We start from the raw sequence: 24,998 nt of genomic DNA, 5'->3' as shown, positions 1-24,998 counted from the left end.
AAATAGGTGTAATATTAATCATCTATAGATCTATGCTACTACATTTATCAATCAAAAACTTTGCGATTATAAAATCTACTGAAATTGATTTTAGAGAAGGGATGACAGTCTTAACTGGTGAGACTGGCGCAGGTAAGTCGATTCTACTCGATGCGCTTAGTTTTGTGCTTGGTGCAAGGTTAGAAAAGACATTTTTACAAGATGACAAGGTAACAGAAGTTTCCGCTACTTTTTGTATCAAGGATAATCATAAAGCAAAATGCCTTTTAGATGAGCTTTTCATTGATTATGAAAATGAGGAGTGTACCTTTAGGCGCGTAGTTAATAAATCTAAGCAGAGCCGTTTATTTATAAATGGTAGTGTTGTTAAAGCTACAGATGTCAAAAAAATTTCAGATAAGCTGATAAACATCTATAGTCAAAATTCCCACCAAGATTTACTCGATCCCAAATTACAGTTAAGTTTGTTAGATAGTTTTGCAAATAATGATGAGATGCTAAAAAAAGTTACAAACTCATTTTACCAGCTACAAAAAATAAATTCTGAAATAGCTGAATTACAAGAGTATATGGATACGCAAAATAGTCAGCGAGAACTGCTTGAGTATAAGCTAGATGAGTTAGTAGTTCTAGAGCTAGGTGAAAATGAATTTGAGCAGTTAGCGCAACGCCAAAAGAGTTTATCAAGTGTTGATGATATTGGCTATAGTCTTAATCATATTGCAAGTTTAATGTATGATGATGAGATAAATATAATCGCAATGCTGACAGAACTTGAGAAAGAAGTAGCAAAGCTAGATGAAGGATCATTTAGAAATCTCCAAGAGCTGATATCTCAAACCAAAGTGTATGCCCAAGAAAGCTATGCTGAAGCACAAAACCTACTAGAATCACTAGAGCAGGATCCTGAGGAGTTAGCAAAAGTAGAGCAACGCATGAGCCAGATATATGATCTTGCACGCAAGCATAAGATTGAACCTAACTATATATATCAGTATATCCAAGAGTTGCAGACTGAATTAGATAGTTTTACTCAAGATAGTATGCGACTATCGCAGCTAAATGAGCAAAAGCAAAATCTACAACAGCAATACAGCGAGTATGCTAACCAGCTTAGTCAAGCACGTAAACAGGCTGCTAAGGAATTCTCAAAGCAAGTTGAGAAAAATATTCGTTCTCTTAATATCCCTAAAGGTACTTTTGTAGCGCAGATTTTGCCAGCTCAAGCAAAAACTTCAAAGGGTATAGATGAGTGTCAATTTATGATTAACTTTAACCTTGGTGAACAACTAGCCGCTGTCAAAAAGGTTGCATCAGGCGGTGAGCTAAGTAGGATTGGTCTATCAATACAGGCAGTATCTGCTGCAAAAAGATCATATCCAACACTAGTTTTTGATGAAGTTGATGTAGGTATTTCTGGAGCTACAGCAGAGATAGTTGGTAAGCTACTTAAGAAATTATCTGAGAAACTACAAGTTTTATGCATCACCCATCAGCCACAAGTTGCCGCTCAAGGTCAAACACATCTTCATGTATCTAAGAAATATCTCAAAGATACTACAGAGTCAAAGATTATAGAGCTAAATCAACAGCAGCGCATCGAAGAGATAGCTAAGATAGTAGGTGGAGTAGATATCTCAGAAAATACTCTATCGCATGCTAGAGAGTTGCTGGGTTTGTAAATCAAAAAACTGTTTATTTAATAGATACAGTCTAGTAGTTATAAAAGTAGTACTTGAAGGAATAGTTTTATTCCTTAGATTGGAAGGGCAGCCTGATGCAATATCATACTACTTTTAGATCTATACATTAGTTTGTAGGTGTAGGGTTAAGCTTATGTGTTAGTCCTTATATGCTTACAACAAAATGGTCATTCCGGACACAGATCCGGAATCTCTTGGTTTATGTCCATAATTCACCAGTTCCTGAATCAAGTTCATGATGACGGTTGTGGGGTTCAGGATAACTATTAAGTTTAAGTTCAGAATGACTGTTATGTATTGTGAAAAAAATCTAAGCGCTAAAAATACTTTGGCAGGTGGCTGGTACATTGTTAGTAGTTAAAGTTGAAGCGTTTGTGTTATGTGAGCAAGTCCATTGGAAAGTGTTACCACTAACTGCACCACTAAGTCTGATGATATCATTAGCATTGCTGAAATATTGTGGAGAAGTTTGACTTAAATTTATCTCAATAGTGGCTCCAGATGATGAACCGTTTATAACACTAACTCCTGTAGGAGTATTGTAAGTTTGTTGAGATATATCTTTGCTGTTATTAATATCGTCTTCAATACTGGCTTTGACATTACCAATGATATTAAAAGACTCAATAATCGCGGCACGCTCTCTATGGTTTGAATATATAGGGATTGCTATAGCAGCTAAAATCGCCATAATTGCAATTACTACCATTAATTCAACTAATGAGAATCCTTTCATGATTTTGTTTCAAGACACTGAATATAAAATTGTTTATCTTATAAAGATTATAGCATATTATTTATGTCTGTGAAATACCTGCTTTATGCTATCTGTCTATCACGCTAAGAAAGGATTTATTAAGAAAATTAATCAGAAATTATATGGTTAATAACTATTTATGCTGCAGTAGAAGTACATGGAGTAGGAAGTTGAGAAGAACCTATATCAGTACTTGCACAAGCCCATGTCATTGATCCAGCGTTTGCATCATATATAGGTGTCATAGTAATAGTACCAGCTACAGGTTGAGTTAAAACCATACTGATAACTCCATCTGTAACACTTGTCGTATAAGCTAAACTAGCGCCACTAGCTGATGGTAATGTTACACCATTTAATGATGATCCAGAACTTGAAATACCACTTAATCCACCATTAGTCATTGCTCTTTCAGAGATATCAGACTTGATGCCACCTATAGATGTTAACACTGATCCAATCTGAGCACGGGTAGTATAGTTAGAATACATCGGGATAGCAACTGCTGCTAGGATTGCAATAATCGCGATCACCACCATTAACTCAACTAGTGAGAAACCTTTTTGCATTTTCTTTTTCATAGTTTGTTTTCCTTCTTTATAGGTTGTTTACATTCTAATAATACGATAAAAACACTTTTTATCATATGCTTTTTATTTTATTAGGTAAAAATAAATCCTGCAAGTGATTTCTTGAAAACTTCACTATATTTTTATGATATTTTTATAAAGAATGTTGATTTAATGGTAAAAGATCATTGAGTACTTCGATTACGCTCAACAACCAAGTTTAGGATTGCTATTAGTTTGGGACTACTATTAATTTCCTCGTCATTCCGGACTTGATCCGGAATCTCATTGTTTTGTTTGTATTTAGGAGATGCTGAATCGGGTTCAGCATGACGGTTTTGGGGGAGTTTAAGATGACAGAAAGTATATTGTATTGGGCATAATTAAAGCAACAGCCAATCTTAGGCGAATAGGCTAATGTCTAGAGAATTGAAAGGCTCTATAGACTAGTGAAATAATAATATTTTGTTATACTAAGCTTTGTAACTATCTTTAACTGGAAACTTTTATATATGCTCAAACAAAGATTACAAACGAACTTTCAAGCTTTCAAAGATATTTTTAGAAAGCCAAAGCTACATAATGATAAATTGCCTAGATATCTACAATTGAAGTATACATTTATACCATTATTACTCTTGGTAATCTTGGTGTATTATAATTTAGATACCCCAGTTGAGAACTATATCAAGCATTCTATGCCAAGTGTTGTCGGTGTAATCTTTGGTAAAATTACCGATGTTGGTAAAGCAGAATATATTTTGGTAATCTGTGGTGTGATAGTGTTAGCACGTTTATTTAGCGATAGCGAAAAATTATCTGCTAGTGTTAGAGCTTTGTTTAACAAGCTATCGGCATATGCTGGTTTTATCTTGGCAACTGTGGCTATTAGTGGTATTTTGGGGCAGATACTTAAGATGATAATAGGCAGAGCGCGTCCTAAGTTTTTCTTGGAGTATGGTTCACATTACTTTCAACATTTTCATGCACCAGGTTATGATTTTGCAAGTATGCCGTCAGGGCACTCAATCACAGTTGGGGCGATGTTTATAGCATTTTTTTATATCTTCCCTAAGCTAAGATATCTTTGGTATGTGCTAATTGTTATATTTGCTGGGAGTAGAATCATAGTTGGTTCGCATTATCCTAGCGATGTAATCTTTGGCGTTGCTTTTGGTTGCTACTGTACGGCATATATCTACTATTGGATGAAAAATAGAGAGATTATTTAGGTTTCCAACTCAAGCCGATGCTAATAGCTTATTTTATTAAAAAATTAAAGATATTTTGTAAAAAAATACTCTCAAAAAATTCCCAAAGATAGCCTAAAATTTGTTATCATATTAACTATCATTTTTAGTTATATAGATAAGCTATCAAATAATGATTTTAATCGATGGTAAGGCTCTCTCAAAAGACCTCAAAGAGAGATTAGCAAATCAAGTTCAAGAATATAAGCATAATACAGCAATAACTCCAAAACTTGTGGCAATAATTGTTGGTAATGATCCAGCAAGTAAGACATATGTTGCCTCAAAAGAAAAAGCCTGTGCGCAAGTTGGGATAGATTCACAAGTGATTACACTGCCAGAGCATACGACAGAGTTAGAGCTTTTGGAGCTGATTAATCAGCTAAATAATGACTCTAGTGTTCATGCAATTTTATTGCAGCTACCACTACCAGCACATATAAACAAAAACAATGTGATATATAGTATAAAACCAGAAAAAGATGTTGATGGTTTTCATCCTACAAACGTCGGTAGATTGCAGCTTAGAGATAAAAAATGCCTAGAATCTTGTACACCTAAAGGTATTATGACTATGCTAAGAGAGTATAGTATAAAAACAGAAGGTGCCTATGCGGTAGTTGTTGGTGCAAGTAATGTTGTTGGTAAACCAGTATCACAGTTACTACTAAATGCTAAAGCTACTGTGACAACTTGTCATAGATTTACAACTGATCTTAAATCTCATACTACAAAAGCAGATATCCTAATTGTTGCAGTGGGTAAACCTAACTTTATCACCGCTGATATGGTCAAAGAGGGTGCTGTAGTTATCGATGTTGGTATTAACCATGTTGATGGTAAGATAGTTGGTGATGTTGATTTTGCTGCTGTCAAAGATAAGGTCGCAGCGATTACCCCAGTACCTGGAGGGGTGGGGCCAATGACAATTACCGAGCTTTTATATAATACTTTTCAATGTGCTCAAGAGTTGAATAGGTAGTAGATGTATCTAAATAAAATGAAAATAAAAAGAATGGGTCATCCTAGACCCCACAACCGTCATCAACTATGTTGCTAATTTATTTATAAAATCTTCAAATCTCTTTTTAGATCTCTAATTTTAGCATTAGCAATGACTATAATTTTTCTCATAACAGCTACAAGGGCTACCATCTTCTTTTTACCCTTTTCAACAAGGTCTCTATAAAATATTCCAAGTTTACCTTTACTTCTAGCAGCAGTTAATGCTGACATAAATAATATAGGTTTTAAATCAGCTCTACCGCCGTAAGTCTTTCTATAGCCAACTTTCTTGCCACTTTCATACGGATATGGAGCTACTCCTGCTAAAGAAGCCACTTGTTTACGGTTTAAGTTTCCTAACTCAGGCATCAAAGCAAGTAAAGATGTGGCTGTAGCATTTCCTAGACCAGTAACCTCTTTAACTAATAGATCTCTAGCTTTTGCTAAGTATTGGCAATCATCGACTAACTCATTTATAAGGCTTTCTATAATCATAATTTCTTGTTTATAGAACTCTATCATTCTTTGGTGAGAATCTTTTGTATATTTTTGGTCTGGTGCTTGATATCTATTTTTTTCAGCTGTTAACTGTTTTTTAATATCTTGTTTTCTAAGAATATATTTTATAAGCTTTTGCATTTTATCATCATTAGGTTGATAAAATTCTAGGTCACGGTGTCTTTCATACCCATACTTAGCTAGTCCAAAAGCATCAATATTATCTGATTTACCTAATTGACCTGTAGAGCGAATAAAATGTTTAACTATTCTAGTATTAGCTCTGTGAACAACTATATTTTTAGTTATTAAATATTCAAGTAAAGCTTTTTCATAGCCTCCGGTAGTTTCAACAACTACAAAAGATTTATCCTTGAGTATAGGATGATCTGATAAAAGTTCATCAAAGCCAGTTAAGTTATTAAGGTATTTAAAAGTCTTTTTCTTACCATGAATTGCTACTACAAAATCATTCTTTGATATATCAATACCGATGAAATTATGATACATTTTAAATATCTCCTTAGTATGTTTACAAATATTTGCGATTGTAAGCGGTCGTTAAAACCAAGCAACTATACAAACGTATTAAGGAGATAACCCAAGTACCTTGATGACAACGATTGTTTAAATCTATCCTGAACCGGTCGCTTGGGTTATAATCAAAACTATTAAAATAGTCTTGATTTAACTCCTTGGTAAACACATTATACTAAGAATTTAACTTACAATCCTGAACTTGATTCAGGATCTGATGAGTTGTGGACATAAATTAAGAGATTCCGGATCAATTCCGGAATGACAAATAATCGCAAGGTTATTTTTTGAATAAGGAAATAAAATGGCAGGCCTAAAATATGAAGATGCTGGTGTAAATATAGAAGCTGGCAATCAAGCTGTAGAAAGAATGAAGGATCATGTCAAAAAGACTTTTACCCAAGATGTTTTGACAGGCTTAGGTAGCTTTGGTTCTTTGTACTCACTAAAGAATATCATCAACAACTATCAAGACCCTGTACTAGTACAGTCTATAGATGGTGTTGGTACTAAGACAAAAGTTGCGGTAATGTGTGGCAAGTTTGAGAATCTTGGTTATGATCTTTTCTCAGCTGCGACAAATGACATTGTTGTAATGGGCGCTAAACCAATTACATTCCTAGACTATGTTGCGCATGATAAGCTTGATCCTGCGATTATGGAAGAGCTTGTTAAAGGGATGTCAAAAGCTTGTGCTGAGTGTGGTGTCTCGTTAGTAGGTGGTGAGACCGCTGAGATGCCTGGAGTATATCAAGTTGGTGAGATTGATATGGTTGGTGTTATCACTGGTATAGTTGATAGAAATAGGATTATTAATGGTGAGAATATCAAAGAGGGTGATATCATCTTTGGTCTTAGCTCATCAGGGTTACATACAAATGGCTACTCTTTTGCACGTAAGCTATTTTTTGATGTAGCAGCTAACAAACATACAGATACTTACCCAGAGCTAGAGGGTAGAACTATTGGTGATGTGCTACTTGAACCACATATTAACTACTCTAATATTATTCATGATTTCTTGGATAATGGCGTTGATATTAAAGGTATGGCACATATCACTGGTGGTGGCTTCATTGAAAATATTCCACGCGTATTACCACAAGGATTAGGCGCTGAAATTGTTAAAAATAGTTTTGAAACACCAACTATTTTTAGGCTAATGCAGAGAATAGGCGATATTAGTGAGTTTGAAATGTATCGCTCATTTAATATGGGTATTGGTATGACTATAATTGCTAGCCAAGATCAGCTTGACAAGATGCGAGCTTTAGCTAAAAAGCATACTAATACAAAACTATATCAAATTGGTAAAATCACAAACTCAGGGAAGGTAGAAATTATCTAATGCTTGATAAACAAATCATTGCCAATAATATAAAAAATGTTCTAAAATCGACTAATCTTGATATCAAGAATAAATATATAGGTAAAGTAAGAGATATGTACTTTACTGATGATAAGAGTATTTTGATATCTACAGATAGACAATCAGCTTTTGATAGGTCATTAGGTTTTATTCCATTTAAGGGACAAATCCTTGCGCAATCATCAGTGTGGTGGTTCAAAGAAACTGCGCATATTGTCAAAAACCACTTTATAGCCTCTCCAGATCCAAATGTTGTTATCGCGAGAAAAGCAAAAGTACTACCGATTGAGTTTGTAGTCAGAGGTTATATAACAGGCTCAACCTCGACTTCTTTATGGACACATTATCAAAACGGTAGTCGTGACTATTGTGGCAATATCCTACCAGATGGTTTAAAGAAGAATCAAAAGTTACCGCATAATATTCTAACCCCGACAACAAAAGAGCAAGATCATGATCGCCCAATCTCAGCAACGGATATTGTCAAAGAAGGTTGGCTAACTCAACAGCAATGGGATTTTGCTTCACAAAAAGCCCTAGAGCTTTTTGAGTTTGGCCAAAAAAAAGCCTTAGAACATGGTTTAATCTTGGCAGATACTAAGTATGAGTTTGGCATTGATGAGCAAACTGGAGAGATTATTTTAATTGATGAGATTCACACTCCAGATAGCTCAAGATTTTGGCTAAAGGACAGCTATGCTGAGAGATTTGCTAAAGGTCAAGAACCTGAAAATATCGATAAGGAATTTTTTAGATTATGGTTTGCAAAAAATTGTGATCCATATAATGATGAAGTTCTACCACAAGCACCACAAGAGTTAGTTGTAGAATTATCTCAAAAATATATAACTCTTTTTGAAATGATAACAGGGCAAAAGTTTGAAGTACCTAGAGATTTAGAAAATATAAATCAACGTATTGTTAAAAATGTTAAAGATTATTTGAATATGGAGAAGCCAGTGAATATTCTTTTAGTAGGATCAGGAAGTAGAGAGCACGCGATAGCAGCAGCTGTAAACAAAAGCGCTATTGCAAATAAGCTTTTTTGTATAAGCACAGCGATTAACCCTGGGATAAAAAAGTTAGCGCAAGGCTATCAAATCGATGATATTTGTAATTGTGATCAAGTGCTTGAGTATGCAAAATCACAGCATATTGATATCACAATTATCGGTCCTGAGGCACCACTTGAAGTAGGTCTAGCAGATGCTCTTAAGGCAGAAGGGATCGGTGTAGTTGGACCAACCAAAAAATTAGCGCAAATTGAAACTTCGAAAGGTTTTACTAGAGATTTGATTCGTGACTATGATATTGGCGCTAATCCTTTCTTTAAAAAGTTTTCGACAATGGATGGAGTCGAAGAAACTCTCAAAGAGTATCAAAACCAATTTGTCATAAAAACTGATGGTTTGTGTGGTGGAAAAGGTGTACTTGTCTGGGGTGATCATTTGCATAGCCTTGAAGAGGCGATTAGACATTGTCAGTCATTAGTAGATGCAGGTAAAGAGTTTGTTATCGAAGAGAAGCTTGTTGGTCAGGAATTCTCATTGATATCATTTACTGATGGTAAAAATTTTATCCATATGCCAGCAGTGCAAGATCATAAGCGTGCACACGAAGGTGACAAGGGTCCAAATACTGGCGGTATGGGAACTTACTCTGATGCTAATCATAGTCTACCATTTTTATCTGCAGCTGATATTGAGAAAGCAAAACATATCAATGAACAAGTTGTCAAAGCTTTAGCAGATAAGTTTGGTGAACCGTACCAAGGTATCCTCTATGGTGGCTTTATGGCAACTAAGGATGATACTAAAGTGATTGAGTATAACGCGCGTTTTGGTGACCCTGAAGCTATGAATTTGCTTAGCTTACTAGAGACAGATTTTGTTGAGATTGCTAAAGCTATTACCCAAGGTACACTTGATACAGTTAAAGCTAAGTTTAAAAATCAAGCAAGTGTATGTAAATATCTAGTGCCTCTTGGTTACCCAAATCAATCAGTTAAGAACTTTGAGATAGATATTTCACAATGCCCTGATAATGTTGAGCTTTTCTTGGGTGCGGTTGATTATAGAGATGGCAAACTAATTGGTACAGGTTCTAGAGCAATAGCTGTGCTTGGCTTAGGTGATACAATTGCTGAAGCAGAGCAAAAAGCTGAAAATGCTGTCAAAAATATTTATGGTAAACTATTTCATCGTCCAGACATTGGTACAAAAGAGCTTATCAATAAGCGTATCAAACAGATGAATTTGCTGCGTGGTGATAAATATCAGGAGCTTAAATAAATAATGTCTAAGCTAAATCTTGTTATATTAGGTTCTACGCGTGGGACTAATATGCAAGCTATAATAGATGCGATAGCAAGTAAGCAGCTAAATGCTCAGATAAGTCTAGTAATCTCGAATAAGCAAGATGCTTATATATTACAAAGAGCAGCACAGCACAATATTGCAGCTAAATTTATAGCAGCTAAAGGTTTAGTTAGAGAGCAATACGATCAGCTTGTCGTCGCTGAAATTCAAAAATATAATCCTGATTTAATTTTACTAATAGGCTTTATGCGTATTCTAAGCCCTATATTTATCAAAGCTTTTAAAGGTAGAATCTTAAATATTCATCCATCATTGTTACCAAACTACGCTGGATTAATGGATTTGGCAGTACATCAAGCGGTAATAGCTGCTGGTGATAGTGTTTCTGGATGTACTATTCACCAAGTAAGTGAAGAGGTAGATGGTGGCGATATTGTTTTGCAACTTAAGTGTGGTGTTACTAAAGATGATACTGCTGAGAGCCTAAAAGCTAAGGTACAGAACTTAGAAAATATAGCTTGGATTGAAGTTATTAGAAATTGGAAGAAAACTAATCTTTAAAAGTCATCCTGAACTTGTTTCAGGATCTCAATAAAATGGTAATTAAGGGAGATGCTGAAATAAATTCAGCATGACATTTTATATTAGCCTAAAAGGAGATAAGAAGTGAGCGTAGATGTTGGTGTAATAATGGGCTCTAAATCTGATTGGAGCACAATGAAAGAGTGTTGTGATATCTTAGATAATTTAGGCATTGGCTATGAGTGTGAAGTAGTATCTGCGCATCGAACTCCGGATAAGATGTTTACTTATGCCGAAACTGCTAAAGATAGAGGTCTTAAAGTTATAATAGCAGGAGCTGGTGGTGCTGCTCATTTACCTGGTATGGTTGCTGCAAAAACTGCTTTACCAGTATTAGGAGTGCCAGTTAAATCAAGTACGCTTAATGGCCAAGATAGTTTATTATCAATAGTGCAGATGCCAGCAGGTATTCCAGTGGCTACTTTTGCTATTGGAGTGGCAGGAGCAAAAAACGCAGCACTTTTTGCCGCAAGTATCTTACAACACACAGATGCAAATATTGCAAAAGCATTAGCTGAGTTTAGAGCTGAGCAAACACAATTTGTTTTGGATAATCCTGATCCTAGGGAGTACTAATAATGAGAATAGGTATTATCGGAGCAGGGCAACTTGCGAGGATGTTAAGTTTAGCAGGTACGCCTTTAGGTTTAGAGTTTCACTGCCTTGGCAAAGCTGGAGACTGTGCCGAAGAAGTGGTCAAAACTGTCACAGATATTGAGCTAACAAAGGTAAATGATGTTGTAGCTTGGGCAAAGCAGTTTGATGTGATAACTTTTGAAAATGAAAATATATCTCATGAACTTATCAAAGCGATAAATCATGAGGTAAATGTATATCCATCAGCTAAAGCTATAGCTATTTCTCAGGATCGTTTACTTGAGAAATCTTTTATGCAAGATCATAATATAGCTACAGCAAAATTTGTAAATATCGATATTTTGGCAAAATTGCAAAGTGCTGTCGTCGAGCATGGTTTGCCAGCTATACTTAAAACACGCAGATTTGGCTATGATGGTAAGGGACAGTTTGTGATTGAGTCTCAAGAGGATATCACTAAAGCATGGGATGCACTCAAGGATGCGCCAGATGGACTTATTTATGAAGCTTTTGTTGATTTTGATTATGAAGTTTCACAAATTTGTACAGCTGATTTTAAGGGTAATATTGCCTTTTATCCATTAGCTAAGAATACTCATAAGCAAGGTATTATCGTTGAATCTGAAGCTCCTTTTGAAAATGCCATACTTGCCGAAAAAGCACAGCAAATTGCTAAAATCCTAGTTAAAGAGTTTGCTTATGTTGGCACTTTAGCGATTGAGTTTTTTGTCAAGGGTGATGAGCTAATTGTCAATGAAATAGCACCGCGTGTGCACAATAGCGGACACTGGAGTATTGATGGGGCAGTTACATCGCAATTTGAGAATCATGTGCGTGCTATAGCTGGTTTGATTTTAGGTGATACGACTAGCCGTAAGACAGTTATGCTAAATTGTATCGGTACAATGCCAGCGATAAAAGATCTAGCAGCTTTAGATAGAGTTAAAATTCATAGCTATAACAAAGCACCACGCAAGGGGCGTAAAGTGGGTCATTTAAACCTTAATTTAAATGATGAAACTGATGAGTATCAACTACTGCAGGCTAGGAAACTTATAGCACTTTCTGCAGAAATCTAAAATTCTATTCTTTAATCATATTAAGCTTGTCGGAGTAACCAATCAACGCAATAAATATTATTAATTTATTCCAAAAGCGTCTTTTATCCAATTAACATCGTTATTATTTATAGCAATTACATCAAAACGACAGTCATAGTTATAATATTGAGGATTTCTTTTTAGAAAAATATTAGCTGTGTTTATAAGTTTTTTACGCTTATTGAATGTAATCATTTCTTCAGCTGTAGCAAAAGTAGTTTTACTACGGTATTTTACTTCAATAAAAACTAATGTTTCTTTGTCAGTTACTATAATATCTATTTCACCATAAGGAAGAGCCTTAAAATTTTGAGTCAAAATTTGTAAACCTTGAGATTTTAAAAATTTACAGGCTTGTTCTTCCGCTTGGTTGCCTATTTTTGTTGTTTGCATACTTCAAGTTTTGTAGTGACAAGCACATTGTGCTGTCTTTTAAAAGGTTATAAATTATGACAGTTAATTGATCTGTCACTACAGATATTAACTTTTTAGTTGTTAATGCCACTATGTCTTAACAGTGCTTCTTCATTTGGTTTTCTACCCATAAATGCAACAAAGTTATCCATAGCATCACGCGATGACCCCTTAGAAATAATATTCTCTAATAAATCATTGCCAACTTTGTTACTAAGTATTCCCTCTTGCTCAAAACGTGAGAAGACATCTGAAGATAAGATTTCTGCCCATTTATAGCTATAGTAGCCCGCAGCATAGCCACCAGCAAAAATATGTGAAAAGCCATTTTGGAATTTATTGTAGCTAGGTACGCGCAGAAGATTTATTTTTGCTCTGATATTATCTAGCTCTTTTTGTACTTCAGCTGCAGTTGTTAGTTTTTTATGGTGAATATTCATATCAAATATACCGAACTCAATTTGTCTAACCATCACCAAAGCTGAATGAAAGTGTCTAGTATCTACAAGTTTATTTATCTGCTTATTGCTGAGTGTTTTACCATCTCGTGATCCTGATATTAGTACTAGTCCCTCTTCACACCAGCAGAAATTCTCCATAAATTGACTTGGTAACTCAACAGCATCCCACTCGACACCATGTGTACCAGATATAGAGGGGATAGTCACTTGTGATAATATATGATGTAAAGCGTGACCAAATTCATGAAAGAGTGTCACAACATCATTGTGAGTTAGATTTGCACCATCTTTTGATGGCGGCAGGAAGTTGCAGTTAACATAAGCAACTGGTTTTTGTTTTGAGCCTTTAGAGGTAACAAAGGCAGTACGAGAACCATCCATCCATGCACCGCTGCGTTTGTTATCGCGAGCAAAGAAATCACAAATTATGCTACCAATGTATACATCATTTTTATAGAAACCAAAAGTTTGTTGCTCAGCTATATATTTTGTATAGTCAGTATTTTCTTTTATTTCTAAAGCATATATGTGATTGAGTATTTTAAATAATCCCTCTAGTGCTTTTTCTAATGGAAAGTATTCTCTAAGTTCTTCTTCTGTAAAGTCGAATTTAGCTTTTTTGAGTTTTTCAGAATAGTACGCTGTATCCCAAGGTTGCAGTGCATCAACAAGTCCAGCGTCCTCGGCAAATCTACGCAACTCATTGAGATCTTTTTTTGCTTGAGGTAGAGATTTTTCTAGAAGCTTATTTAATAGCTCTAAGACTTGCGCTGGAGTTTCAGCCATTTTTGTGAAAAGTGAATTCTCAGCATAATTATTAAAACCAAGTATTTCAGATTTTTCGATACGTAATTTTAGAATTTTTTCAATAATCTCATCATTGTCAAAATTTTTGTTATCAGCTTCTTTTGAAGCTTTTGTGCAATATGCTTTGTAGAATTTTTCACGAAGTTTTCGATTATCTGCTTGTTGCATTACAGCTAAATATGTTGGGATGTCTATACCTAGAGCATATTTTTCAGCGGTATTTTTTTGCTTAGCCTTAGCTTCTGCTGATTCTATAATATTTTGTGTTAAGCCTTTAAGTTCTTTCTCATCATCGGTAGTGTATAACCAATCCATAGTTGCATCTAGAACATTATTCTCAAATTTAGTGCTTAGTTGGGCAAGTTCTTGAGAGATTTGTTGCAGTCTTTTTCTTTTAGTTTCATCAAGATTTACACCTGATTGCTCAAAACTGATAATTGCTTTACGCACTGCTTGTGCTTGTTCAGTAGTTAAATTATCTTCTCGGATCTGCTTGTAGAGGTTATATAAATCTTCGTTTTGTCCTAACTTAGTATAATAATCTGTAAGTTTAGCTAAAGCATATTCATAACTTTCACGCAGCTCTTTGGAATTACAAACAGCATTCATGTGTGATATTGTTGAAAATGCTTGGTTTATTTTCTCATCATCTTCCTCTAGTTTTAGTAATGTCTGCCAACTAGGATTTTGGTCTTGTAGAGCTTTTTCAAGGTTAGTTTCTGCTTGGCTAAAGAGATAGTCTATTGCAGGCTTTACTTCGTCTACTTTAAATTCAGCAAGTTTAGGTAAGTCAGATTCTTCAATTATCGAATTCATAGTCGCCTCAAAATATTGTTTAGATATATTATTGATAAGTTATAATCTTATATATGTTAACTATATTATTATAATCAAGGTTTTTTTGCTATGATGACTTTGCAAGAAGAGAAAATACAAGCACCAGTTTTTTTTAAAGAATATATTAAAGGTAGGTTTATACTTAATATAGGTGAGTATAATCATCCGTTGATTCTATCAGCTACACAAGTACTGGAGTATCAAGATAAAATTGATGATATAGAAAGTATCAAAAAAAGCCATCTTGATATTATCTTGGCGGCAAATCCCGAAATAATACTTATAGGTACCGGTGAAAAACAGCTTTTACCTTCTATTGAAATAATTAATCAAATTGCAAAAGCAGGTAAGAGTGTTGATTTTATGGCTAGTGATACTGCTTGTAAGACATACAATCTACTTGTCAATGAAAATCGTAATGTTAGTTGTATAATCATTTGATAAAGAGCGGTTTATTTTATGTTAATTAATGTTATAATCGAGTTTGAGTATATGCCAATATGTATAAAATAGGAGTATTTTTATGAAAAAAATAATTAAGCTTAGTCTTTTAACTTTATCAATCGCAGGTTTAGCGAGCTGTTCTACTTTAGGTTTGGGAGGCTCTGATAATTCAAAAGCACCAGCTGAAGACACTGCTGCTACTCAGACAGTTACTACTAAACAAGCGGCTACATCAACAGCTGTATCTAAGCCAACTGCAAAGATAAGTTTAAAAAAACTTGGTCAGGATAAAATAAAAGCAAGTGTATATACAACATACAACAATAACCCACAAGGAAGTGTAAGATTACAATGGCAAGCTCCTCAAGGTTCTAAGTGTCATGATACTAGTTTCCCAATCACTAAATATGCTGAGAAGAATGATAAGACTTGGGCAACTGTAACAACCAAGCAAGGTAACAACTACTGTAGTGGTAAATGGACTGCTAATGTAGTTTATGATAAAGAAGTAATCGCTTCTGACTCAATAAATGTTTAATTTCTTAAAATATCTATAGTTTTTGCTTTCCTCAAAAAATAATACTCTGTTTAATTTTGCTAAGCTAAATTAGTTGTGCTTTTAGCTTTTTACTAAAAAGATTTGTTATACTTGTTTAAACATACTAATAAATAAGTAATCATAGTTTAATGAAAAATATTATATCCTTACTGTTGATATTCTCTATACTAGCTGCACTTAGCTCGTGTGCACCAAGCACAGCTAAGCAGATACAACAACTACAGCAGACGCAAAATAGCTTAAATAACCACGCATCAGCAAACCTCGCAAAGATAGATAATCTACATACAAAAATTACTAAGTATCGCCTTGAAGCAGATCAGCTACAAAAACAATCTAATAGTTTAGCTGGTGATATTGCAAATATTAATAAGGCTTATAGTAATTTTAAAGATCCTAATAGTGATAGTGCTATAGCTGTTAGTAAAGAGCTAGTTCAAAGAACCCTACAGAAAGTTAAGATTGATGAGAAAATAAATCAGTATAGATCTTTAGCAAATGATTATCAGGCACAGATAAGTGATTTAAAGGCAATTTCTCAAACACAAGCTAAACAAGCAACAAAAATATCGCAGCAAATCAGTGAGCTAAAATCTCAAGTTAAATAGTATAAATATTTTTATTATTGTAATATTAATCTTCTTTACTTAGTCAGTCTAACTGTTACAATATAGGCTTATAATAATTTAGAAATAAATTTAGTTTTATGAAAAAGTATATTTCCACTTATTTGTTAATTACTGTTACTTTTTTTAGCTTTATATTAGTTGGTTGTACATCAAAAAGTGAAAAGTTAAATGAATTAGAACAAAATCAACAGCAGGTACAAAAAGAGATGACTGTGCTTGAAAAAGAAGCAGATGAAGCTAAGCAAAGAGCCCAAAAGTATGAAAAGCTTACTGACAAGTATAAGAACCTACTAGAGAAGAAAGAACAAGAGCTTAATCAGCTCAAAGCTGCGTATGTAAAACTGAATAATAAAGATGAAGCTTTAGCAGCTAAAAAAGCTATTCAAGAAAAGCTTATAAAGGCTGCTCAAGATTCGATAAATTTACAAAAAAGATTAAAACGCTATACTGAAAAAGCAAATATCTATAAAGAGAAGTCTCAACAACTAGATGAGAAAGCAAAACAAACTCAAGAGAGCGTTGAGAAAACAACTCAAGAAATTAAAGAAATAAAAAAAGAGATTGGTGCTGAGCAAGGACAAACTCAATAAAACTAAAATAACAGGTAATAAAAATGAAAAAAATTTTACTCTTTACTTTAATGACAGCAGCTTTGGCAGGCTGTAGTAAATATAATGCTTTTATTGATAATCTTTATAATTCTGATAATTCGATAAAGGTTAATCCTGATGATAACCTTGATAATCCAGATCAAGATGGTGAGGTTGTCTCTGAAGATAAACCAACAGCTACGATAAAATTAAAATATAAAGCTACAACACATGAAATTGATGCTAGAATAATAACAAACTGGAATGGTGCACCACAGGGTACGATATATCTAACATGGGTAGCACCTAAAGATACTAACTGTTATAGCACATCTTTTCCTATTACTAAGTTTAATGAAACACAAGACTATACTGTTGATAGTCAAAGTGTTCTTAGTGATGATAAAGTCTGTGGTGGTACATGGACAGCGATGATAGTTAATAAGTCAGATAATTCAGAGCTTGCTAAAGCCTCTCTTGAAGTCAAATAATTTTATCTATTTTTATAAGAATTAAGGTGATATTTTTGCTAAACTATTACAATTAAGCTTCAACTTTGTGTGATATTTGTGAGAAATTATCTAAAAAAAATATCTTATGCTGATTGTATTTTCTATTTTTTAACTTTAGCGATTTTCTTTGTTTTTCTAATGCCTTTTATGCATTATACTGCATTGAATTTAGTTAAAGTGTCATCAGGTGGTACGGTTAGCTATTTTAATGATACATTAGCAGCTAATATCTACTTATTTATAGATAGATACTATATTTTCTATACGGCACTTTGTATCGCTAGTGTAGCTATTTTTCTACATAAAAAAATATTTTCTGAGGTAATAGAGTTATTTGGTAGTTTTAGTCGCGTACTTAGATATGCTATAACTATATTTTTTATATTTGGGATTATATCATCGGCTTTTGCGATATCGCCTTCTATAGCTTTCAAAGGTGTAAGTGTAACACTCTTACAATTTTTTTGTGTATTATTTATAGCTGTTTATATTAGAGATAATTCTAAAGCTGTACGATTTTTTTACATAATTATTTTACTCTCATTAATATTCTTTGGTGGATCTTTATTTTTACAATTATCTTTAGCTAATTATTCTATATACGGATCATATATTGCTGGTAATATCCAAAAAGTTTTACTGTATATGTATAACTGCTTAAATCCACGCTTTTTAGATAATTATTTTAGTTGGTTTATGCCATTATTACTTTTGCCTTGGTTTGTTGATCTAAGACCTATATATAAGCTTGGCTCGTTTATAGCTTTAACTTTAGCATGGTTTATCTTAATCAATCATACTTTTAGAACAATATTTGCAGAGTATATGGTTATATTGCCATTGCTTTATATTTTTGCTCGAAGAAATTTTAAAATAGCTTTTATAGTGCTTGTTCTAACTTTAGTTTGTAGTGGTTTACTAGAGCTTTTCTATAATTATTTTATAGCTGTGGTAGATCATTCAAATGTTAAATCATCCGCAGATCTTGTTAGAGGTGGCTTTAGTGGTAGAATTCCTCTTTGGAAAGAAGCTTTTTGGGTTGGGATTGAGCATCCTTTAACAGGAGTAGGACAATGGAATTATCTGGCAATTACTAAACGCCCAGATGGTTATCCACATAATCTATTGTTAGAAATATGGTCACAGTGGGGTATTCCTGCATTTATAGCTGCTGCTGTAGTTATTATTACAGCTGTTAAAAACTTATATAAGAAACGCCTAGAGATATGCTTGAATCCTTATCAATGTATATTTGTTATGATGTTAACAGCTGGAATGATTGACGGTATGCTAAATGCGATGTTTAAAACTTCTTTAGGTTTATTTGGGTGTATCTTTGTTTTTGGCTTTTGTTTATCTATTTTTGTAAAACAGCCTCGCCAAGGTTTAGATGTATCAGCTACAAGCTATGTAATAGTAGGATTATTAATATTTGCTAGTATATTTTGTATCGCTATTTTACCACTTATATTTCCTCCTTTGTGGATATGATAAGTTATTTTAATATGCAGAATATGAATAGAATTTAAAGTCAGAGAAAAAATATATTTCTATTTATTTTTAAATGGTACAGCGTAGTCACACTCTGTATTAGGACAAGCCTTCTGCTCGCCATCTTTTTTGGTTGTTTTGTGTAATAGTATTGGTGAGTGGCATTTAGGACATTCTTCTTTTATTGGCGGGTACCAATAAGCGTTTTTACATTTAGGGAAGCCTGCACAAGCATAGAAAACTTTGCCCTTACGGGATTTTTTCTCAACAATGTGATTTTTATTACATTTAGGGCAAACTACACCAGTATCTTTAGGTTTTTCAAGTGGCTCCATATGTTTGCACTCAGGATAGTTTGAACAACCTATAAACTTACCATAACGACCTTGCTTAATATGTAAGTCAGAACCACACTTAGGACACTTTCTATCTTCTACAACTATAGGTTCTTCTTTCTCAAGCTCTTTATTATCACTATCTACAGGACGAGTGTATTTGCAAGTTGGGTAGTTTGTACAGCCAATGAATCTACCATTTTTACCAAGTCTGAGTGATAGCTTACTACCACATTCAGGGCAGTCTTCATCTAACTCTTCTTGCACAACATCTTTACGTGATACATCTTCAGAAATTTTATTAATTCTCTCAATAAAAGGGTGCCAGAAATTATTTAGCACACTTAGATAATCATTTTTGTGATTAGCAATTTCATCAAGTTCTTTTTCTAAGCCTGCAGTATAAGAGTATTCAACGTATTTTTTGAAGTATTCAGTTAGGAACTTATTTACGATACGGCCTTTATCTGTGGGGATAAAACGGCGTTTTTCTACTTCAACATACTCTCTTTGCTGTAAAGTTGAGATAATTGTTGCATAGGTTGAGGGTCTACCGATACCATATTTCTCTAATGCTTTAACCAAAGATGCTTCGGTATAGCGAGGAGGAGGTTCGGTTGAGTGAGCTTTAGTAACTATATCATTTAGAGTTATCTTTTCACCTTTTTCAAATTTTGGTAAAGTTATTTGCTCATTATCATCTTTGTCATCTTCATCTTTTTCTACATTGTAGATTTTTAGGAATCCTGCATCGATAATAATTGTACCAGTAACTCTAAACTTATGTTTAGCATTTTCAGTAATTAAATCTACTGATGTACTATTTAAAGTCGCGTGCTTCATTTGGCATGCAATAGTTCGATTATAAATTAGGCTATAGAGCTTAAATTCATCAGTAGTTAAAAACTGTTTGATTGACTCTGGAGTTCTATTTGCAGCTGTGACACGAATAGCCTCATGCGCCTCTTGGGCATTCTGTGATTTTTTTTCAAACACTCGTGGCTTAGCTGGTAGCATATCCTTGTCGTACTTTGCTTGAATAAAGTTTCTGATATCATTAAGAGCATCGTTAGAAAGGTTTGTTGAGTCTGTTCTCATATATGAGATAAGACCAACAGATTCACCATTACCCAGATCTATACCTTCATATAATTTTTGTGCTGTAGACATTGTTCTCTTAGCAGTGAACCCGAGCTTTTTTGAAGCCTCTTGTTGTAGCGTTGATGTTATAAAAGGAGGGTACGGGTTTCTTCGAGTTTTTTTCTCAGTAATGCCATCAACTATTAAAAAGCCATTAGCATCTTTTAGAATATGAGCTTTAGCATTATCAGCATCTTTCGCTGTTGTAAAAGTGAACTGCTCAACTTTGTTATTATTAAACTCAATCAGGTTTGCAAGTATTTGTTTTTGTTTAAAAGTATCTGCAGTTAGACTCCAGTAGTCTTGTTTGACAAAGCTTTCACGTTCTATTTCACGCTCAACAATCATTCTTAGCGCCGGACTTTGTACTCTACCTGCAGATAGGCCACTTGTGATTTTACGCCATAGTAATGGAGAGAGATTAAAACCAACAAGAAAATCTAGCGCTTGACGCGCTTTTTGAGCATCAACTAAATCCATAGATAACTCTTTTGGGTTTGCTATAGCATTTGTTACAGCTGATTTGGTGATTTCGTTAAATGTGACACGATAAACATTTTTGTCCTTAAGTAAGCGTGCACTTTTTAATACTTCTTGTACATGCCATGATATAGCTTCACCTTCTCTATCTGGGTCGGTAGCAAGATAGATATTTTGCGCAGCTTTAGCTGCTTTTTTAATTGCATCTAAATGTTTTTTGCTTTTTTCATTAGTTGTGAATTTAATTTTAAACTTATCATTAACATCAATAGAATTATCTTTGGAAGGTATTTCGCGTACATGTCCAAATGATGCTAAGATCTCAAATTCGTTACCAAGATATTTTTTTATAGTCTTTGTTTTGGCTGGAGACTCTACAATTACTAAATTTTTTGCCATTTTAAACCTTTGAAATAATTTCTATTAAAAAGAGTATTTGTGTAAATACTCAACAGTGAATTAATAAAATATAAGAAAACAACCAGCTTATCAATAGTTAATGTACAAAAGTTGGTTTTATAGCAGACAAATATAGACTATAATTTGCTAAGTATTTTATATAATAAAATAATTTATATATTTTAAGGTTCTAAAAAATGAAGCAAAAAAATGCAAAAGTAGTTTCTTTGCTACAGCAAAAGGGTGGCTCAGGAAAAACTACAACAGCAATTAATATTGCATGTGGTTTAAAAGAACTTGGCTATAAAGTTGCCATAATTGATATGGATAAGGATAAGCCTGATGCTTACATGTGGATGACTAAAAATAATCAAGCAAGTGATTTTGTCTATAGCCTTGATGAGAAAAATGTGCGAGAGAAAGTTATTGAACTTAAGCAAAACTTAGATTTTATTGTCATTGATACACCACCTAATTTCCAAACTGCAGCATTAAAATCAGCATTATTATCTGACTTGGTGGTTATACCATGTTCACCTAGTGGTATGGATTTATCAGGGCTTATAGAGGCAAAAGATTTAGCTCTAACCGCGGAAAAACCTTATAAATTCTTCGCTAACAGAATACAAATACAGTCAAATATGGCAAAAAGCCTATTAGAGTTTTTTGAACAAGATGGTAATTTCTTTGAGGCTTATGTTTCTCAAAGTGTTAAGTTTATCGAAGCTGAAGCTGAGGGTATTTATGTAGGGGAGTACGCTAAGCAAAACAAGGTTCATGTACAGGTTAAAAAACTTGCAAGAGAAATAGTTGAGTTCTTTGGAGAGAATAATGGCTAAAAAAGTTTCTTTAATCAACCGTAAGGTTAACCATAAGATTCATGATATTGCTCAAGAGAAAAAAGATATCCTCAGAGCTATGCAATTACAAGAGCTAAATGAACAAGCAAGTAAGGTTGGTCAGCTTTTTGAATTACCTTTGAATATCGTAAAACCAGATGCTAATCAACCACGCAAGACATTCAAAAATATTGATTCATTAGCAGATAGCATTAAAGAAAATGGTGTAATTCAGCCAATCATCGTGACTGCAAAAAAAGCTGATGGTATTCACTATATAATAGCAGGTGAACGAAGGTATTTAGCAACTAAGCAAGCTGGTTTGACAACAATACCGTGCATAGTTAGACAAGAAGAGTCTGATGCAAATATCGTGCTGTTACAGCTTTTAGAAAATGATCAAAGAGAAAATGTCTCACCATTTGAAGAGGCTGATGCTTTAAGAGACTTGATAGAGAATAAAAATGTCAAAAAATCTGATATCGCTAAGGTTTTAGGTAGAGATAACAGTTGGATATCTATGCGACTAAAGATAGCTGATGCTGATGAGAATATTCGAGAGCTGTCAAATAGAGGTATTATTGAAGATGTTAGAACTTTGTATGAGCTTAAGAAGTTCGCTGAAGAAATACCTCAAGGAGCCCAAGAGTTTGTCAAAAAAACTCTAGAAAATAAAATAACAGGCTCATACCGTAGCGCAATTACTCGTTATAGAGATAATTGGAAGCGCAAAGCTGAAATTTTAGATAGTACAAAACTTGATGTGATAACTATCAAAGATATCACTAAAGATGGTAACCTTTTAAAAATAAAGGGTTTACGCTGCGGAACGAAAAGTTATACATATACTTTTGAAATAACCCAAGAATTCAAAAAAATACTATTTGATGCATTAATAAATTAATAATAAAAATCACATGAAAATAGCAATTTTACAAACAGATCATATTCCCGAATATCGTCGTGGCGTTGCAGGTGGTAATTATCCGGATATGTTTGCTAATCTTTTTTTTAAGTTATCTGTAGTGGTTGATTTTGATATTTTTGATGTGACTATACAGGAGTATCCACAAGACTATAGTATATACGATGGCTTTATTATAACAGGAAGCAAGGCTACAGCTTTTGATAATCTTGCTTGGATTGTCAAATTAAAAGCAGAAATAGTTAAACTGTATGATAATCATAAAAAAGTCATAGGTATTTGTTTTGGACATCAGATTTTAGCTCAAGCTCTAGGTGGTAGAGTTGAGCGAGGGCCCAAGGGATTTGCAGTAGGCGTACGTAACGTTGAGGTTTTAACTAGAAAGTCATGGATGGAGCCATTTCATAGCTATTTAAGTTTGTTGTTTTATCACCAAGACATGGTTGTTGAGTTACCTCAAGTGGCTGAGCTTATAAGTACGAGTGATTATTGTAAAGTTCAGATGTTTTGTATAAATAATCATATTTTAGGGATACAAGCGCATCCGGAAATGCTCAAAGTTCATAATCATGCCCTTATCAAAGAATATCAAGATGATATAAAAAATGAGTTCCATCATGCCTTAGAGAGTTTGAGGATTAGAGATAATAGTTTAATAATGGCCCATTGGATGGTTAATTTTTTCGAATACAAGGATTAAATATGCGACAGATAAATAGACTGGTAGTTTTTGGTGATAGTCTTTTAGATAATGGCAATATTATGAAGACATTAGACATACCAGGTATGCCATACCATGAAGGCAGATTTTCAAATGGCCTTGTCTCAACTGAAGTTTTAGCCCAAATGCTTGCTAAAGACCAGCAAGTACAAGAGATCGTGCATAAGAATTATGCAATAGGTGGAGCATTAACACATGGTCCTAATCCTTCTTCATTACTTAGATATCATTCATTTGCTGTATCAGAGCAAATTGTCAGGTTTGAAAACGAAGAGGGAAGGTTTGCAGATGACGATCTAGTTGTTATAAATGGTGGGGCAAATAACTTTATGTTTATGTTATATAAAGAGATACCATATATAAATTTAGTGCCAAAATTCAGGGTGGCTAGAGACCTAAATAAGATCGTCAGAAAAGCTATAAAAATGGGTGCTAAGAATATCATATTGTGGAATATCCCAGATGTTACTAGAGCTCCGGCATATAAAGATTATCTTTCTAATTGGGTAGGTAAATTCTTTAAAACATATATGCAAGTAAATATTAATCTCCAAAATGGCTTATTAAGAAATCGTGTTACAGAATTACAACTACTTTTTCCTAACGTAAATCTTAAACTATTTGATTTTTATACTTTATTAAATGATTGCGTCGATAATCCAGCTAAATATGGCTTTGAAAATGTTATTGATGTTTGTGTTGATAGTTATGGTGGAGCTGATTGTTTAGGGAACATTCAATATGATATAGAGATAATTGGTGACCCAGAGAAATATTTGTGTTGGGATTATTGTCATCCAACAGCAAAAGCAAATAGAGTAGTTGCTAATAAGATGTTTGAACTATGGAAACATAATATATGAAGCAAGATTTAATTGTACAGTTAGAGTTTTATTAAATGAGCTTGAAAAGCTTAAAAAGTTTATCGTCAAATTTGGCTACCATTTCATTTGATGATAACCACCATGAAAATAGCGCTGGCCATAGCTGGCAAGTTGCACTAACAGCTAACGTTTTGGCAAAGTATGCTAGTGTCAGTTTAGATATTGCTAAAGTTACAAAAATGCTCTTGATTCATGATATTGTAGAGATGTATAGCGCTAAAATTCTATGATTATCTACTTAAAAAG

The 24,998-nt window shown here is 33.8% G+C and carries 24 protein-coding genes and 1 pseudogene; 19 read left to right on the top strand and 6 right to left on the bottom strand.

Annotated features, from left to right (window positions below; translation table 11 throughout):
• Window positions 1-32 precede the first annotated feature (32 nt).
• Entirely contained in the window at window positions 33-1,682 is a 1,650-nt protein-coding gene (gene recN / locus CGC45_RS07010) for a DNA repair protein RecN (protein ID WP_071629600.1), read from the top strand.
• A gap of 331 nt (window positions 1,683-2,013) precedes the next feature.
• Here the strand turns inward: recN and CGC45_RS07005 are convergent, their stop codons facing one another.
• Both CGC45_RS07005 and CGC45_RS07000 read right to left on the bottom strand, forming a co-directional pair.
• A complete protein-coding gene (locus CGC45_RS07005; RefSeq protein ID WP_071629599.1) occupies window positions 2,014-2,439 on the bottom strand; it encodes a prepilin-type N-terminal cleavage/methylation domain-containing protein in 426 nt (141 codons plus the stop codon).
• A 158-nt stretch (window positions 2,440-2,597) separates the two neighbouring features.
• A complete protein-coding gene (locus CGC45_RS07000; protein ID WP_071629598.1) occupies window positions 2,598-3,041 on the bottom strand; it encodes a pilin in 444 nt (147 codons plus the stop codon).
• A gap of 500 nt (window positions 3,042-3,541) precedes the next feature.
• Between CGC45_RS07000 and lpxE the strand changes: the two genes are divergently transcribed.
• A complete protein-coding gene (gene lpxE / locus CGC45_RS06995) occupies window positions 3,542-4,261 on the top strand; it encodes a lipid A 1-phosphatase LpxE (RefSeq protein WP_071629597.1) in 720 nt (239 codons plus the stop codon).
• Window positions 4,262-4,412: 151 nt separating this feature from the next.
• Window positions 4,413-5,261 (top strand): bifunctional methylenetetrahydrofolate dehydrogenase/methenyltetrahydrofolate cyclohydrolase FolD, encoded by an 849-nt coding sequence (gene folD, locus CGC45_RS06990; protein ID WP_071629596.1) that lies wholly within the window; start codon window positions 4,413-4,415, stop codon window positions 5,259-5,261.
• Between the two features lie 83 nt (window positions 5,262-5,344).
• Here folD and CGC45_RS06985 read toward each other — a convergent pair whose 3' ends face one another.
• Window positions 5,345-6,292, bottom strand: a complete 948-nt coding sequence (locus CGC45_RS06985; RefSeq protein ID WP_114702063.1) for an IS110 family RNA-guided transposase — start codon at window positions 6,290-6,292, stop codon at window positions 5,345-5,347.
• Window positions 6,293-6,623: 331 nt separating this feature from the next.
• Between CGC45_RS06985 and purM the strand changes: the two genes are divergently transcribed.
• From purM to CGC45_RS06960, 5 genes are all read left to right on the top strand, one after another.
• Window positions 6,624-7,667, top strand: a complete 1,044-nt coding sequence (gene purM, locus CGC45_RS06980) for a phosphoribosylformylglycinamidine cyclo-ligase (protein ID WP_071629595.1) — start codon at window positions 6,624-6,626, stop codon at window positions 7,665-7,667.
• Window positions 7,667-9,979 carry a phosphoribosylaminoimidazolesuccinocarboxamide synthase gene (locus CGC45_RS06975; RefSeq protein ID WP_071629594.1) on the top strand — a complete coding sequence of 771 codons (2,313 nt, stop codon included), beginning with the start codon at window positions 7,667-7,669 and terminating at the stop codon, window positions 9,977-9,979. The genes purM and CGC45_RS06975 overlap by 1 nt, the downstream gene beginning before the upstream one ends.
• Window positions 9,980-9,982: 3 nt before the next feature.
• Complete coding sequence (gene purN, locus CGC45_RS06970; RefSeq protein ID WP_071629593.1) at window positions 9,983-10,567, top strand: phosphoribosylglycinamide formyltransferase; 585 nt, start codon at window positions 9,983-9,985, stop codon at window positions 10,565-10,567.
• 105 nt (window positions 10,568-10,672) lie between these two features.
• Complete coding sequence (purE, locus tag CGC45_RS06965) at window positions 10,673-11,164, top strand: 5-(carboxyamino)imidazole ribonucleotide mutase (RefSeq protein ID WP_071629592.1); 492 nt, start codon at window positions 10,673-10,675, stop codon at window positions 11,162-11,164.
• 2 nt (window positions 11,165-11,166) lie between these two features.
• Window positions 11,167-12,264: a 5-(carboxyamino)imidazole ribonucleotide synthase gene (locus tag CGC45_RS06960; protein ID WP_071629591.1), complete on the top strand. Its 1,098-nt coding sequence runs from the start codon at window positions 11,167-11,169 to the stop codon at window positions 12,262-12,264.
• 60 nt (window positions 12,265-12,324) lie between these two features.
• Here the strand turns inward: CGC45_RS06960 and CGC45_RS06955 are convergent, their stop codons facing one another.
• Together CGC45_RS06955 and CGC45_RS06950 are read right to left on the bottom strand one after the other, a co-directional pair.
• On the bottom strand, window positions 12,325-12,678 hold the full coding sequence (locus CGC45_RS06955) for a YraN family protein (RefSeq protein ID WP_071629590.1): 354 nt from the start codon (window positions 12,676-12,678) through the stop codon (window positions 12,325-12,327).
• Between the two features lie 95 nt (window positions 12,679-12,773).
• Window positions 12,774-14,783: a M3 family metallopeptidase gene (locus CGC45_RS06950; RefSeq protein ID WP_071629589.1), complete on the bottom strand. Its 2,010-nt coding sequence runs from the start codon at window positions 14,781-14,783 to the stop codon at window positions 12,774-12,776.
• A 90-nt stretch (window positions 14,784-14,873) separates the two neighbouring features.
• Between CGC45_RS06950 and CGC45_RS06945 the strand changes: the two genes are divergently transcribed.
• The 6 genes from CGC45_RS06945 to CGC45_RS06920 all read left to right on the top strand — a co-directional run bounded on the left by CGC45_RS06945 (window position 14,874) and on the right by CGC45_RS06920 (window position 19,029).
• Window positions 14,874-15,245, top strand: coding sequence for an Mth938-like domain-containing protein (locus tag CGC45_RS06945; RefSeq protein WP_071629588.1), 372 nt, complete (start codon window positions 14,874-14,876; stop codon window positions 15,243-15,245).
• Window positions 15,246-15,327: 82 nt separating this feature from the next.
• Entirely contained in the window at window positions 15,328-15,786 is a 459-nt protein-coding gene (lpnA, locus tag CGC45_RS06940; RefSeq protein WP_071629587.1) for an outer member lipoprotein TUL4/LpnA, read from the top strand.
• A 149-nt stretch (window positions 15,787-15,935) separates the two neighbouring features.
• The gene (locus CGC45_RS06935) at window positions 15,936-16,415 is read left to right on the top strand and encodes a hypothetical protein (protein ID WP_071629586.1); all 480 of its coding nucleotides are present in this window, start codon (window positions 15,936-15,938) and stop codon (window positions 16,413-16,415) included.
• 98 nt (window positions 16,416-16,513) lie between these two features.
• The gene (locus tag CGC45_RS06930) at window positions 16,514-17,026 is read left to right on the top strand and encodes a hypothetical protein (protein WP_071629585.1); all 513 of its coding nucleotides are present in this window, start codon (window positions 16,514-16,516) and stop codon (window positions 17,024-17,026) included.
• A gap of 23 nt (window positions 17,027-17,049) precedes the next feature.
• Window positions 17,050-17,517: a TUL4 family outer member lipoprotein LpnB gene (lpnB, locus tag CGC45_RS06925; protein ID WP_071629584.1), complete on the top strand. Its 468-nt coding sequence runs from the start codon at window positions 17,050-17,052 to the stop codon at window positions 17,515-17,517.
• Between the two features lie 69 nt (window positions 17,518-17,586).
• On the top strand, window positions 17,587-19,029 hold the full coding sequence (locus tag CGC45_RS06920; protein ID WP_071629583.1) for an O-antigen ligase family protein: 1,443 nt from the start codon (window positions 17,587-17,589) through the stop codon (window positions 19,027-19,029).
• Window positions 19,030-19,088: 59 nt separating this feature from the next.
• Here CGC45_RS06920 and topA read toward each other — a convergent pair whose 3' ends face one another.
• A complete protein-coding gene (gene topA, locus CGC45_RS06915) occupies window positions 19,089-21,383 on the bottom strand; it encodes a type I DNA topoisomerase (protein ID WP_071629582.1) in 2,295 nt (764 codons plus the stop codon).
• A 197-nt stretch (window positions 21,384-21,580) separates the two neighbouring features.
• On the opposite strand from topA, the gene CGC45_RS06910 reads away from it, so the two are divergent.
• From CGC45_RS06910 to CGC45_RS06890, 5 genes and pseudogenes are all read left to right on the top strand, one after another.
• Window positions 21,581-22,222, top strand: coding sequence for an AAA family ATPase (locus tag CGC45_RS06910; protein WP_071629581.1), 642 nt, complete (start codon window positions 21,581-21,583; stop codon window positions 22,220-22,222).
• Window positions 22,215-23,126, top strand: coding sequence for a ParB/RepB/Spo0J family partition protein (locus tag CGC45_RS06905; RefSeq protein WP_071629580.1), 912 nt, complete (start codon window positions 22,215-22,217; stop codon window positions 23,124-23,126). The genes CGC45_RS06910 and CGC45_RS06905 overlap by 8 nt, the downstream gene beginning before the upstream one ends.
• 13 nt (window positions 23,127-23,139) lie before the next feature.
• On the top strand, window positions 23,140-23,847 hold the full coding sequence (locus CGC45_RS06900; protein ID WP_071629579.1) for a glutamine amidotransferase-related protein: 708 nt from the start codon (window positions 23,140-23,142) through the stop codon (window positions 23,845-23,847).
• A gap of 2 nt (window positions 23,848-23,849) precedes the next feature.
• A complete protein-coding gene (locus tag CGC45_RS06895; RefSeq protein WP_071629578.1) occupies window positions 23,850-24,731 on the top strand; it encodes an SGNH/GDSL hydrolase family protein in 882 nt (293 codons plus the stop codon).
• Window positions 24,728-24,967 (top strand): annotated as a pseudogene (locus CGC45_RS06890) (HD domain-containing protein); the annotation flags it as partial. The gene CGC45_RS06895 and the pseudogene CGC45_RS06890, both read left to right, overlap by 4 nt.
• Window positions 24,968-24,998: the final 31 nt, after the last annotated feature.

It is taken from the genome of Francisella opportunistica (assembly GCF_003347135.1).
GTDB lineage: Bacteria > Pseudomonadota > Gammaproteobacteria > Francisellales > Francisellaceae > Francisella > Francisella opportunistica.
The sequence above is the reverse complement of the archived record's forward strand: the minus strand, read 5'-3'. Positions and strand labels throughout refer to the sequence as shown.